Origin of the sequence: Phaeobacter sp. SYSU ZJ3003 (genome assembly GCF_041300735.1) — a bacterium.
In the GTDB taxonomy this organism is placed as follows: domain Bacteria; phylum Pseudomonadota; class Alphaproteobacteria; order Rhodobacterales; family Rhodobacteraceae; genus Phycobacter; species Phycobacter gallaeciensis_A.
This window is the reverse complement of sequence record NZ_PXNU01000035.1, coordinates 39,350-52,858: the sequence shown is the minus strand read 5'-3', so window position 1 is coordinate 52,858 and position 13,509 is coordinate 39,350. Positions and strand designations below refer to the sequence as shown.

The following is a 13,509-nucleotide window of genomic DNA, read 5'->3' as shown; positions in this document are numbered from 1 at the left end:
TGATTAACGCGGGCAGTTTCTGTTTCGCAGTCCGCGCCTGTGTCATGATCGCAACGGCAGCCAGGGCTTGTGGGGAGTGCTGTGACTCTGGCCGCAGCGCAGGACAGGCCGTGTTCCAGTGAGAGACCCGTCGACAGACTGCGGGCGGCGCTGCGCAATGAAGAACCGGCCGGGACTGTTGTCCCGGCCGGTTTGTATCGACTCTTTGATTTGACTGACGCAGCGCGGTGCGGGACCGGCCGCAATCAGGTGTTTCTGCGTTCAGGCGGCGGAAAGCAGCTCGTCGTCATCGGCCTCATCAAGCCAAGCGGCTTCAGCGAATTCTCCCGCCTCATCAAGCGCACCAGCCACGGCTGTTCCCTCCTGCGCCTGCCCGGTAAAGCTGAGCAGCAGCTCGCTCAGGCGGCTTGCCTCGGCGCGCATCTGGCGGCTGGCGCCATAGCTTTCCTGTACCATCGCCGCATTGTCCTGAGTGACCCGGTCCAATTGGGCAACGCCGGAATTGATCTCCTTGATGCCCTGGGCCTGCTCGCTGGAGGAATTGGCGATCGACGAGACCATGCCGGACACCCGGGTAACGCTGCTGGCAATCAGGCTGAGGGTGTCGCCAGTGTCCTGCACCAGACGCTCACCTGCGCTCACCTGTTGCGCGGCTTCCGTGACCAGCTCCTTGATTTCGTTCGCCGATTGCGCGGACTTCAAGGCAAGGCTGCGGACTTCGGAGGCAACGACGGCAAAGCCACGGCCTGCCTCGCCTGCGCGGGCTGCTTCGACCCCGGCGTTGAGGGCCAGCAGGCTGGTCTGGAACGCGATGTCGTCGATAGCGGTGATGATCTGGCTGATCTGCTCGGACGACTGCGCGATGGCGCTCATCGCTTCGCGGGCGCGATCCATGACCTTGCCACCCTGTTCCGCGTGCTGGCGGCCTTCCTTGACCTCGCGGTCGGCATCCTGCGCCTGGGCTGCGCTGGATTGGACGCTGGCTGACATTTCTTCCAGCGCCGCAGCGGATTGTTCCAGCGTCGCGGCCTGGGTTTCGGCGCGCTGCGACATCTGGTCTGACATCTGCTCCATTTCGCGGGCGTTGCGCTCGACTGCGGCGGAGCTTTGTTTGAGTTCTTCCACCAGTCCGGACAGGCTGCTTGAGAGCGCGTTGAAATCCTCGCATAGGGTGACGTAGGTGTCGCCCAGGTCGGCCCAGTCTTCGGCCTCAATCTGTTGTCCCAGATCTCCGCGCGTCAGGCCGCTCATGGCAGCGCCCATGGTCTGGAACAAGGCCACGCGACGGTCGTTTTCGGCGCGGTTTCTTGCGTCGGTTTCCTCTGCCGTGCGCAGGATTTCCTTCAGCTCTTGCAGGTTGCGGGCGATGCTGCCGACTTCGTCCTTTCGGGTGAGGCCCTGGATCTCCTGGTCATAGTCTTTGTCCATAATCTGCTGAACCGCCTGGGCGGCGCCGGTAACTGGCCCGCTGAGCTGGCGGCCAAAGGCAAAGGCGATGCCGGTGGAGATCAGAACGGCCACCAGGCCGACGATCAGCTGCGGCAGCTCGGCAAAGGCCGCAAGGTCGTCGATGCGGGTGCTGACCTCGTCGTGGGTGGCGCTCAGCATGTCCTGCATGTCGTTCACCGTGTCGCGGAGTTTCTGAACGGTTGGCAGGACTGTAGCAAAGGCCATGCGCTGGCGCATCTCAAGGCTCGCCGCTTCCAGCTGCTGTACCTGGCCGTGCAGTGTGGTCAATATGCCGGGCAGCGTCATGATGGTCTCATAGACCTCCGGCTGACGGGCGATGGTCAGAGGAATGTCGAGAAACCGGGCCTTCGCCATTGCGACTTCGGTCTCGACCTCTTCGATATTTCCGCGCAGGTCGCCGATACTGGCGCCGCGACCCAAAGCATAGGCAAGAAGGTCTCCGATCCCCTGCTCGATATCTTCTTTCATGTCATCAAGGCTTTTGACCTGAGCGTTGACGTAGCTGGCCTGAGAGATGGCCCCGGTGAGTTTGAGGCTGGTGAGCCAGGCGACAGTGGTGCTGGCAAGCAGCATCACTATAAAGGCGGTTGCGAATAGCAGCACTTGGCTGCGGAGTGAAAAACGGCTCATGGCTGAGTGGTGCTCCTGAGGGTGTGTTCCGTGGCGTTAATACGCGCGGCCAGCCCTAGGAAGGCAGGGGTCTATGAAGTCTTAACGGGGGTCCGAAAGGGCGCTCAAGAAAACACAAATTAATGTGAGTAATCAATTGGAAGAGCACGAAAAAGGCCGGGCGATGATGCGCCCGGCCTTGTTGTTTTCAGGTGTTCAGAAGTCCCTGCCGGGACGTATGATTTCACTCCTGATCGAGCGCGGCGACGCCGGGCAGGGTCTTGCCTTCCATCCATTCAAGGAAGGCGCCTCCTGCGGTGGAGATATAGGTGAAATCCCGCGCTGCACCCGAGGCGTTGAGTGCCGCAACGGTATCGCCGCCACCAGCAACCGAGATCAGTTTTCCAGCGCGGGTCAGGGCCGCCGCCTTCAGCGCGGCCGCATTGGTCGCCGCGTCAAAGGGCTCCAGTTCAAAGGCGCCCAGCGGTCCGTTCCAGATCAGGGTCTGGCTCTGCTCGAAGATCTCGTTGATCGTGGCGATGCTGTCAGGACCGGCATCCAGGATCATACCCTCTGCGGGGCATTGGTCGGCGGGCAGCACTTGATGCGGCGCATGGGAGGCAAAGGCCTCGGCCACCACAACGTCGCTCGGCAGGATGATCTTGCAGCCTGCGCTTTCAGCCTCGGCCAGGATTTCGGCTGCGGTGTCTTTCATGATCCGTTCGGCCAGGGATTTGCCGACATCGATGCCCTTGGCGACCAGGAATGTATTGGCCATGCCGCCGCCGATAATCAGGTAATCGACCTTCTTGATCAGGTTGCCGAGCAATTCCAGCTTGGTTGATACCTTGGCGCCGCCGACAACGGCGGTCACCGGACGTTTCGGCGCGCCAAGGGCGCTTTCCAGGGCAGACAGCTCTGCCTGCATCAATCGGCCCGCGCAGGCGGGCAGGAGGCGGGCAATGCCCTCGGTCGAGCTGTGCGCGCGGTGTGCGGCGGAGAAGGCGTCGTTGCAGTAGACATCGCCCAGCCGTGCCATGCCTGCGGCCAGATCGGGGTCGTTCTTGGTTTCCTCGGCGTGGAACCGGGTGTTTTCCAGCAGCAGCACTTCGCCCGGTTGCAGGGCGGCGGCGGCAGCCTCGGCACCGGGGCCAACGCAATCGGCGGCAAACAGCACCTTGGTTTCAAAGGCACGCTCCAGCGTCGGGATCAGCTGGTTCAGCGACAGGTTCTCGCGGCGCTCCCCGCCCGGGCGGCCGAAATGCGCCAGCAGGATCGGTTTGCCACCGGCCGCCAGAATATCGTGCACGGTGGGGGCGATGCGGCGGATCCGGGTGGAGTCGGTCACCACGCCATCCACGATCGGCACGTTGATATCCACGCGCACCAGAACGCGTTTGCCGCTGAGATCCATGTCATCAAGGGTATTCCAGCCCATCCTCAGGCTCCTTCCGGTCATTGGCGAATGTGTTTGGTGCTGTTTCGGGGCTTTTGTGCGCCCAGTCAATGCTCCCTTGGCAATTGCGACCGCTGCCCTTAGGTATCTGGCAAAGCAAACACGACAGGAGAGCCAGATGGCCGAGATCAAGGACCCGGAAAACACCATCATCGTCGAGCTGAAAGACGGCAATGTGGTGATCGAGCTGCTGCCCGATGTGGCGCCCAAACACAGCGAACGGATGAAGGAACTGGCCCGCGCCGGTGAATATGACAACGTGGCCTTCCACCGCGTCATCGACGGTTTCATGGCGCAGACCGGCGACGTCCAGCACGGCGACATGGAAGACGGTTTCAACCTGCGTATGGCGGGCACTGGCGGCTCTGATCTGCCGAACGTTCCGGCGGAATTTTCCAAACTGCCGCATGACCGTGGCACCCTGGGCGCTGCGCGCTCTGCCAACCCGGATTCGGCAAACTCGCAGTTTTTCATCAACTTCAAGGACAACCACTTCCTGAACGGCCAGTACACCGTTTATGGCCGGGTCATCGAAGGCATGGAGCACGTTGATGCGATCACCCGTGGTGAGCCGCCTGCGAGCCCTGACCGTATGATCAGCGTCAAGGTGGCCGCAGATGCTTAAGCTGGCTGCTGCATTTTCCCTGATCGCGGGCTCTGCCTTTGCCTCTGGCCTTGAAATCCAGATCGAAGGCGAGGGCGCCAACGGTACCGTCAAGATCGACCTCTTCGAGGATGTTGCGCCGAAGCACGTGGAGCAGATCACCGCGCTGGCCGCCGAGGGCAAATACGATGGCGTGGTGTTTCACCGCGTGATCGAAGGCTTCATGGCGCAAACCGGTGACGTCCAGTTCGGCAAGCTTGGCGAGGACATGCGCCGCGCCGGTATGGGCGGCTCCGAACGTCCGGACCTTCCGGCGGAGTTCTCGGACATTGCCTATGACCGCGGTGTCGTCGGCATGGCCCGTTCGCAGAACCCGAACAGCGCCAATTCGCAGTTCTTCATCATGTTCGCGCCGGGGCATTTCCTCAACGGCCAGTATACCGTCGTTGGCAAGGTCACCGAAGGCATGGATGTGGTCGACGCGATCAAGCGCGGCTCGGGACAGAGCGGTTCGGTCAAGGGCCAGCCCGATGTCATGACCAAGGTCACCGTGACCGAGTAAGCCAACCGGGGCTGCGGCCCTGCCGATCTTTCAAATACGTCAAAGCCCGCGCCAATCCGCGCGGGCTTTGCTGTTCTCGTGCGTCGGGTTGGCCTGCAAATGCCTTAGAACAGGAAATTGTCCGCCTGTGCGATGTCCTGCACCTCCGCGTCCTCGATCAGGATGGTGACATTGGCGAAGGAGACCAGCACATCGTCTTGCCGTTGCTCGATGTCCAGTTGTCCAAAACGGGAAGCTCCGCGACCGATTTCGATCCTGTCGGTACCGACAGTGAAGTCCGAAATGGTGTCGTCGCCGTGGCCCTTTTTGAAGACAAAGATATCGGCCCGGCCACCGCCAGTCAGTTTGTCGTCGCCCTTGTGACCGATCAACCGGTCCCGGCCATTGCCACCAATCAGGCGATCACCGCCTGCGCCGCCGGTTAGGGTGTCATTGCCGCCACCGCCGTTCAGTATGTCGCGGTGATTGCCGCCAGTGATTTCATCCGCGCCCGCGCCGCCAAGGCCCCGATCCCGGCCGCTGCCGCCCTCGATCACATCGTCGCCTGCGGCGCCCACCAGCCGGTCGGAGCCGGTATTCCCAGTCAGATGGTCATCACCGGTTCCACCGAACAGCGTGTCGCGCCCGCTGCCGCCGCTCAGATGGTCATCGTTTGCGTTGCCGTAGAGCAGGTCGTCCTGCAGGCCGCCATCAAGCGTGTCATTGCCAAAGCCGCCGGCCATGACATCACTATTGGTCACGGACTGTGCGTCGCCGCGAAGCCGGTCGTTGCCAGCGTTGCCAAGGGACAGTGCCACGCTGCGGTCTATGAACTTCAGAATTTCGATATTGCTAATCCGGTCGGTTCCCATGGCGCTGCTGACCTGAACCGAAGAGTAGGATGAGAACAGATCGTCCAGCCCCCGTAGCGTGGCCTGGCTTGAATGCGTATTCAGAACCAGCGTGTCGGTCCCGGTTCCGGCGTCAATGGTGTCATCGCCGCTCCCAAGTGCAATGGTGTCATCGCCGCCATAGGTGTACCACAGGTTACCGACAGCGCTGTTGGAGGTGATGGTATCGGTTCCCGCCAGAATACTGCGTTCCAGCGCGGCGCCGCTCATCGTAGCCAGATCGTAAAAGCTCTCGCTGAAGCCGGTCATGGAGAAGACCTCGTTGCCGTAGCTGTAGAGGTAGAGATCTGTGAGTTCCCACACATAGGGGGAGGCGTTTGAAAAATCGCCGTTAAACCGGAGCGACAGCCCGTTGGTTCCGCTCATACTGATCGACGTCGCGGATTGCTGGGTAATAACCGGATCCGCAAAATCCGCCGAGTTCAAATCATTGATGGACCAGGTGCCGTTGGAGTCCTGGATGCGTACATTTGCCAATTTCAAAATTCCCTATGAACCAGGCCCGCCCCAGGCTGCGTTTGAAAGGTGCGGCCTCGGAACGGATAATAGGATCAACCATGGCGGTAGAATGATGGAAGGTAAAGGAGCAGTATCCCAGTGGGTTACGTTTTGGCTAACTGGGAAGGAAGGGGAAGGAGCACAACCTGAACCTTGCCCTGAAATGCGAAACGCCGCAGGGCTCTGCGGCGTTTACGGTCTTCTATTCAGTTCAGCGACCGAGAGGTCCCTGTGACTTTTAGCTGTCGGAGCTGGGGGCCGAGCCTGCCGGTGCGGCAGCAGGGCGCGCCGGAGCGGCGGCAGCCGGAGCGGCTTTCTTGCCGCCGGGATTCAGCGGATCGTCCTGACGCTGCACGGAGCCTTCGAAATGGGCGCCGCTCTCGATGGCGATGGTCTTGTGGATGATATCGCCTTCGACACGGGCGGTGGAGGTCAGGCGGACCTTCAGGCCGCGCACGCGACCCACGATACGGCCATTGATCACCACGTCATCAGCCGTAACTTCACCCTTGATCGTCGCGGTTTCGCCGATGGTCAGCAGATGCGCGCGAATGTCGCCTTCGACGGTGCCTTCAACCTGGATGTCGCCGGTGGTTTTCAGGTTCCCGGTGATATGCAGATCGGAGCTGAGCACGGATGCCGGCGGTTTTGCCTTGGGCGGCGTGGCCTTGTAATCGCTCGCGGGCGCAGAGGGCGGGGCGCTCGGCGTTGCAGCCGCCGGAGTTGCTTCGGCCTGCTTCGGCCCGGGCTCATTGATTTTGCTCTTAGAAAACATTTCTCGCAGCCTTGATGTAGATCATAGGGTTTACGGGTTTTCCGTTGACCCGAACCTCGTAATGAAGGTGGGTCCCGGTGGACCGTCCGGTGTTACCCATATCAGCAATGTGATCCCCGCGCGAGACCCTTTGACCGACCTTCACGCGGAGTTTTGAGTTATGGGCATATTTCGTCTCAATACCAAAGGCATGGCGGATCGTGACCAGCCTGCCATAGCCGGATTGCCAGCCGGCATGGGTCACAACGCCATCAGCAGTGGCGTAGATATCTGTGCCGGTGCGGCCGGCGAAATCCGATCCTTTGTGGAGCCGGCGGCCTCCGGTCTTAGGGTCGCGGCGATAGCCAAAGCCCGAGCTTTGCCGCACGAGGCCAAGGTTCACCGGCGTGGCAAAAGGCGCCTGCTGCGCGGCCATGCGATAAAGGTTCAGCTGGTCCAACTCATTGAGAATGCTGTTGGCCCGACGCTCTTCCGCGGTGGGTTCTTCACCGCGGGTCGACAGGGCTAAAGGGGTGAGGGGACCACCCCCCTGTCCATTATAGCCGCGGCGCACCTGCTCCAGGATCCGATCCGGCGGCATACCGGCGCTGCGGAACATCTTGTCCAGCGGCGCTACGGAAACGGTAACCGCCTCTTCCAACTGCCGGAAGATCTGGTTGTTGCGCTCGTCCATCAGCTTGATTTCCATCTCAAGCGAATCCCGCTGCTCCAGCGCCGATTGTGCGTCTGCCATGACCTGATCCCGCTCGGCGGCGGTCTCTGCCAGCGCGTCGGCGAGGAACTCCATCTGCACCGGGGCAACAGCAGCCATCATCTGGACCGGGCTGTCTTCCTCGGTTTCCTTGCGCAATTCGGCAAGGGCATCGCGCGCCTTGTCCCGCTGGGTCATGGTGTCGCGCAGCGTGGCCTGAATGACTTCGATGCCGGTTTCAAGCTCCCGGCGCCGAGTTTCCGAGGCAAGCAATTCGGACTGCATGTCGGAAATCTGCGCCAGAGCTGCGTTGAACCGCTGCTGCGCTGCCAGAGCCTCTTCGGCGCGGTTATCCCGCTCCAGCGATAGGGCGTTGAGCCGGGCACGGTAGTTCATCTGATCGCGTTTGGCTTGCTCGCGGAAGTTTCCGGCGCCGATCCCGTCCATCAGCACAATGGCTGTTGCCATGATCGACCAGGCGACAAAAAGAACGATACCGGCAACGGCAATAAGCTGTGTTTCCGGCCTGAGCCGAATGAATCTGGTGTCGTCATCCGATTTGAGGAAAACGCGCCGTTCGGGGAAATGCCGTTCGAGAAACGCGTGAATTTTAATAGTCAGACGTGTGCGCACGCGCTGATCCTTGTCCCATCCCAATTGCATGGCGCAGGGCCACTCACATTCCTGTGAGCCCAGGCGCCATGGCCCATTTGAATAGCCAGCCGGGCTTCATTGGGCAAGTCTGTTGACCAATCAGTAAGGAATTTGTGCCTGCAAGGCAGGATATTGGCGGAAATTTGCCGGGTAGGAGCAGGGCGGCGGCGGTCACGCGCCGCCCGGCCGCTTTGTCAGCCTGCGGGCTGTGCGCCGGTGTCGGTCAGCGGCCAGTAGAAATCCGGCGGCAGTCCGGCCTCGGCGCGTTTTTCCTCGTTGAAGGGCGGTTTCAGCGTGCTGTGGAAATAGGTTCGGACCAGATCGTGAAAGACATCCTTGGGATCGAGGTTCTCGCGCCCGCAAAGGAAATGGAACCATTTTGAGCCATAGGCGACATGGCCAACTTCTTCCTTGTAGATCACCTCCAAGGCCTCCACTGCCTGGGTCAGCTTTGCCTGCCGGAAAATCTTGATCATGCCGGGGGTGACATCAAGACCCCGGGCCTCAAGCACCATCGGCACCACAGCAAGACGGCCCATCAGGTCCTCGGCGGTGTCTTCGGCAGCGCGCCACATGCCAGCATGGGCCGGAAGGGCGCCGTAGTGGCTGCCAAGGCCTTCAAGGCAATCGCACATCAAGTTGAAATGCTTGGATTCTTCATCCGCCGCCTTGACCCAGTCGTCAAAGAAACCAATGGGCATCGGCACATGGGAAAACCGCGCGATGATATCCCAATGCAGATCGACTGCGTTGAGTTCGATATGGGCCACCGCATGGAGCAGCGCGATACGGCCCGCCTCGGAGCCGGGTTTGCGTTTTGGCACGTCGCGGGGATCGAGAAGTTCCGGCTTTTCGGGCCGGGCCGGGCGCAGTGGCGGGCTGGCGGTGCCGACCGGGATCTCGGGTGCCTCACCGCGACGATAGGCAAACCAGCGGGCCGCGTGCTGGCGGGAAAGGGCGGTTTTCTGGCGGCCGTCGGCGGTGGTCAGAACCTCTATCGCCATTTCGGCCAGGGACATCCCGGCCTCAGAATTGGGGGTGTCGGTCATCTCGCCTCCGTCGGGTTTCGTGCTGCGCCGCGTTCCTGCCCTGTGGCGCGCGCCATGGCAACGGATTTGTCTGTGACGAAGGCCGGGACCTCCCGCCCGTCGTTGGTCACTTGTGACGTGACCGCCTCCCGTTGGGCCCGGCGCTGCGCGTTGCGCAGCGCCGGGTGGTGTGGCGGCAATCCGTTTCAGGTTACAGGGCTTTGGCGGCCTCCAGAACCTCCTCAACATGTCCGTCCACCTTGACCTTGCGCCAGACCCGCGCGATGCGGCCCTCGGCGTCGATCAGGAAGGTGGAGCGTTCGATGCCCCAGTGTTTTTTGCCGTACATGTTCTTCTCCTTCCACACGCCGTAATCCTCGCAGGTGGTGCCTTCGGCATCGGAGAGGAGCGGCGTGGTCAGTTCATGTTTGGCAACGAATTTGTCGTGTTTGGCCACGGTGTCCTTGGAAATCCCGTAAACCTCGACCCCGGCATCGGCAAAAGCCTGCAAAGCGCCTGAAAATCCAATGGATTCCTTGGTGCAGCCCGGGGTATCATCTCGCGGATAGAAAAACAGGACGACGGCTCGTCCCTTGAGGTCGGCAAGCGAGATTTCACCGCCGCCGTCACGGGGCAGGGTGAACATCGGGGCGAGATCGGATGGTTCGAGCATATGGGGTCTCCGCTTGGTTTTGCATCATTGGGTGCCATAAATAGGCTATGGCGAGCAAAGGAAAAGCACAGATCGCGAGGTCAGCGGATCACTCGGAGGAAGTCGCGGCACCCGAGGCTGCCGAACAGGCGGCGTCCGGGCAGGAGGCTGCACGGGCCGAGCAGGTCGCTGGTCCAGCTGATGCGGAGGCCGCGGAAGGGCTTGCGGCGCGCCCCAAAGACCGGCGGCGCTGGCGGCGGCTGAAAGCCGTGGTGCGCGTTGTGGCCGTCCTATGCTTTCTCGGGGCGGGCGCGGTTTATTTCGGGATCGGCACCCGCATCGATGCGCCGCAATGGCTGCGCCAGAAGGTCGAAACGCGCCTGGAACAAAGCCTTGGCGGTCTTCAGATCGAGTTTGGGGAAATCCACCTTGTGGTGAACAAGGGCTGGCGCCCACGGCTCGGGCTGCGCGATGTATCTCTGGCGCAGGCGGATGGAACGCCGGTGGCCCGGCTGGCGGATGCGCAGGTGTCGCTGGCGATGCGACCCTTGCTGAGTGGCAAGTTTCAGCCCCGCAAGATCTGGCTCAGCGGGCTCTTTGCCTCTTTGCGGCGCGGCGCGGATGGCAAGTTCGAACTCAGCCTCTCTGAGGCGGGATCGCCGTTCCGCGAAGCATCCGACCTGCCGCAATTGATCGAACACTGGGATACCCAATTTGAACGCCCGGTCCTTGCGGCGCTGTCCGAGGTTGAGACCGAAGGTTTGACGCTGCGCTATGAAGATGGCCGACTGAACCGGGTCTGGACACTGGACGGCGGCACCGTGCGGCTGGCGCGTGAGGGCAGATCGCTGGCGTTGTCTGGCGGCTTTTCGGTGCTGAGCGGGCGGCAGTATGTCGGCACCATTGAGGCCAACTACAAATCCGACATCGGCGATGCCTCAGCCGAATTCGGGTTCCTGATCGAAGAGATCGCGAGCGAGGATATCGCGGTTCAGGCGCCGGCGCTTGGCTGGCTTCAGGCGCTGCGGGCACCGATTTCCGGCTCGCTCCGCGGTGGCCTAGGCAGCGAAGGCGAGCTGCTGACCCTTTCCGCTGGCTTGCAAATCGGGCGTGGTGTGATCCAGCCGTCGGAAGAAACCCGCCCCGTGCCGATCCAAAGCGCGCATAGCTATTTCACCTACTACCCTGATCAGCAGGCCCTGCAGTTCGATGAGCTGAAAGTCGAAAGCGGCTGGGTCTCAGGTACGATGGAGGGGCGCGCCCATCTGAGCGGGATCGAGAACGGACGGCTCACGGAACTGGTCGGGCAGTTGCAGTTTTCCGACCTCAGCCTCAACCCGCGCGACCTGTACGATCAGCCGCTGGAACTGGCGGGCGTTGGGGTGGATTTTCGGTTGGAGCCGGAACCCTTTAGCCTGACCCTGGGCGAGGTTTTGATCCAGGACGGGGATTCCAACATCCTGCTCGACGGCAAGGTCTCCGCCGAAGAAGCAGGATGGACCTATGCGCTGAACGGTCATGTGGATCAGATGTCGGTGGATCGGATCAAGGAATTGTGGCCAGCCGCGGCGCCGCCGAAACCGCGCGAATGGGTGCGGGATAACCTTTATCAAGGCACTGCCCGCGATGCCTATGTGGCGCTGCGTGGCGCCGGGCTGGAAAAGCCGTTTCTGCATCTAGATACCACCTTTTCCGGGGTCGATGCGCGCTTTCAGAAGCATCTGCCGCCGGTGCGGGGCGCCGATGGCCATTTCAGCATCCACGGCACGCGTCTGGTGGTGATCGCCAGCCGGGGCACGGTGACCGCCGATGACGGTGGCGCTGTGGATGTGACGGGCACGTCTTTCATCATTCCCGACACTTCGATCAAAGGCGGCGCGCCGGGGATCGTCCGGGTCAAGGCCTCGGGTGCGGTAACGGCGGGGCTGTCGCTGCTCGAACGTCCGCCGCTCAATATCATGTCCAAGGCGGGGCTGCCGGTGAAGCTGGCAGAGGGGCAGGTGCAGGTCAGCGGAACCTTGTCGCTGCCCCTGCGCGCGGGCGTGCCGCCAGAGGAGATCCTTTATCACTACACGGGCAGCGTGACCGGCGTCAGTAGCGGGGTTCTGGTCCCGGGACATCCGGTCGCCGCAGAGCGGCTGGAACTGTCGGGGGATCAAAGCCACGTGCAGCTCTCTGGTGCTGCGACCCTGTCGGATGTGCCGCTGACGGCAACATGGCGCCAGCCGGTTGGCCCCGGTACCGATCCGACCAGCTATGTCACCGGTAAGGTGGCGCTTTCGAACGCGGTGGTGGAGAGGTTCAATATCGGCTTGCCGACGGGGTCCGTCTTTGGGACCGGTCAAGGCGAATTCGTGCTCCGCCTTGCGCCCGGGGTGCCACCCGAGTTGAACCTGCGCTCGGCGCTCGAAGGGATCGGCCTGCGTATTCCAGCGCTGAGCTGGCGCAAGGCGGAGGCGGACACGGGTCTTCTGGATCTTGTGGTAACGCTGCGGGCGCAGCCTTCAGTGGACCGGCTGCGGGTCGAGGCTGCGGGGTTGAAGGCCGAGGGCACCGTGACCACGCGGGAAGATGGCGGGCTGGACCGAGCGGCCTTTAGCGCGGTGTCGCTGGATGGCTGGCTGCGCGGACCGGTGACATTTGTTGGGCGCGGGGTGGCGGCACCGGAAATCCGTATTGGCGGCGGCGTGATCGATATGCGCCGGGTGCCTTTTACCAGTTCCAGCGGCGGCAGTGGCTCCGGATCGGGCGGCACCGGACCGATCCTCTTGAGCCTTGATCGGCTGCAGGTAACTGACAGTATCGCCCTCAATGGGTTTCAGGGGCGGTTTTCCACGGCGGGCGGCTTCAATGGCAAGTTCACCGCGCGGCTGAATGGTCAGACCCCGCTGAGCGGTATTGTGGTCCCGGACAAGGGCGGCACGGCGACGCGGATCAAGTCCGAGGATGCCGGCGGGATCTTCCGCTCGGCCGGGGTGCTGCGGCACGGTCAGGGCGGCAGTTTTGACATGACGCTGGTGCCTGCAGCCACGCCGGGCGAATACGATGGCCGCATGACCGTGCGCAACACGCGGGTGAAGGACGCGCCCTCCATGGCAGCGCTGGTCAACGCGATCAGCCTCGTGGGTCTGGTCAATGAACTCGCCGGGCAGGGGATTCAGTTTTCTGAAGTCGAAGCAAAGTTCCGCCTTGGCGCCACCCATCTGATCGTTCACGAAAGCAGTGCAGTGGGGCCGTCGATCGGTCTGTCGATGGACGGGAATTACAATCTTGAGACCACGGCACTGGATATGCGGGGGGTGATTTCCCCGATCTATGTGCTGAACGCCATCGGCAGCGTCCTGACCCGCAAGGGCGAAGGGTTGATCGGCTTTTCCTACCGGCTGCGGGGCACGGCGGATGATCCCAAGGTGCAGGTCAATCCTTTGTCGGGCCTGGCGCCGGGCATCTTCCGCGAGCTGTTCCGGGGCCGGGCGCCGGAGGTGCCGGGGCAGACCCCCGCCGCGCCGCCGCCCACCAGCGGGCCATTGGCGCCCGAAGAGGTGCCAGCCGCCCCGACCGCTCCTCAGGCCGGCGAACGCTGAGTACACAGGCAATCTGGCGCAGATTGCCATAGCCAA

10 protein-coding genes are annotated in these 13,509 nt (G+C 62.3%); 3 read left to right on the top strand and 7 right to left on the bottom strand.

The window, feature by feature from the left end; translation table 11 throughout:
* Positions 1–261: 261 nt before the first annotated feature.
* Both C6W91_RS13940 and pgk read right to left on the bottom strand, forming a co-directional pair.
* Positions 262–2,100 (bottom strand): methyl-accepting chemotaxis protein, encoded by a 1,839-nt coding sequence (locus C6W91_RS13940; protein ID WP_274837133.1) that lies wholly within the window; start codon positions 2,098–2,100, stop codon positions 262–264.
* Between the two features lie 223 nt (positions 2,101–2,323).
* The gene (gene pgk / locus C6W91_RS13935) at positions 2,324–3,517 is read right to left on the bottom strand and encodes a phosphoglycerate kinase (RefSeq protein ID WP_274837132.1); all 1,194 of its coding nucleotides are present in this window, start codon (positions 3,515–3,517) and stop codon (positions 2,324–2,326) included.
* Positions 3,518–3,653: 136 nt separating this feature from the next.
* On the opposite strand from pgk, the gene C6W91_RS13930 reads away from it, so the two are divergent.
* Both C6W91_RS13930 and C6W91_RS13925 read left to right on the top strand, forming a co-directional pair.
* Complete coding sequence (locus C6W91_RS13930) at positions 3,654–4,160, top strand: peptidylprolyl isomerase (RefSeq protein ID WP_274833735.1); 507 nt, start codon at positions 3,654–3,656, stop codon at positions 4,158–4,160.
* Positions 4,153–4,701 (top strand): peptidylprolyl isomerase, encoded by a 549-nt coding sequence (locus C6W91_RS13925; RefSeq protein WP_065270392.1) that lies wholly within the window; start codon positions 4,153–4,155, stop codon positions 4,699–4,701. The genes C6W91_RS13930 and C6W91_RS13925 overlap by 8 nt, the downstream gene beginning before the upstream one ends.
* 104 nt (positions 4,702–4,805) lie before the next feature.
* Here the strand turns inward: C6W91_RS13925 and C6W91_RS13920 are convergent, their stop codons facing one another.
* The 5 genes from C6W91_RS13920 to C6W91_RS13900 all read right to left on the bottom strand — a co-directional run bounded on the left by C6W91_RS13920 (position 4,806) and on the right by C6W91_RS13900 (position 9,910).
* A complete protein-coding gene (locus C6W91_RS13920; protein WP_274837131.1) occupies positions 4,806–6,068 on the bottom strand; it encodes a calcium-binding protein in 1,263 nt (420 codons plus the stop codon).
* A gap of 259 nt (positions 6,069–6,327) precedes the next feature.
* Positions 6,328–6,864 (bottom strand): polymer-forming cytoskeletal protein, encoded by a 537-nt coding sequence (locus C6W91_RS13915; protein WP_065270389.1) that lies wholly within the window; start codon positions 6,862–6,864, stop codon positions 6,328–6,330.
* Positions 6,854–8,188 (bottom strand): M23 family metallopeptidase, encoded by a 1,335-nt coding sequence (locus C6W91_RS13910; RefSeq protein WP_274829235.1) that lies wholly within the window; start codon positions 8,186–8,188, stop codon positions 6,854–6,856. Before C6W91_RS13910 ends, C6W91_RS13915 begins: the two co-directional genes overlap by 11 nt.
* Positions 8,189–8,403: 215 nt before the next feature.
* On the bottom strand, positions 8,404–9,258 hold the full coding sequence (locus C6W91_RS13905) for a ferritin-like domain-containing protein (protein WP_274837130.1): 855 nt from the start codon (positions 9,256–9,258) through the stop codon (positions 8,404–8,406).
* 190 nt (positions 9,259–9,448) lie between these two features.
* Entirely contained in the window at positions 9,449–9,910 is a 462-nt protein-coding gene (locus tag C6W91_RS13900; protein WP_274829238.1) for a peroxiredoxin, read from the bottom strand.
* Positions 9,911–9,957: 47 nt separating this feature from the next.
* Here C6W91_RS13900 and C6W91_RS13895 point away from each other — a divergent pair, with 47 nt between their 5' ends.
* Complete coding sequence (locus tag C6W91_RS13895; protein ID WP_274834252.1) at positions 9,958–13,473, top strand: AsmA-like C-terminal region-containing protein; 3,516 nt, start codon at positions 9,958–9,960, stop codon at positions 13,471–13,473.
* Positions 13,474–13,509: the final 36 nt, after the last annotated feature.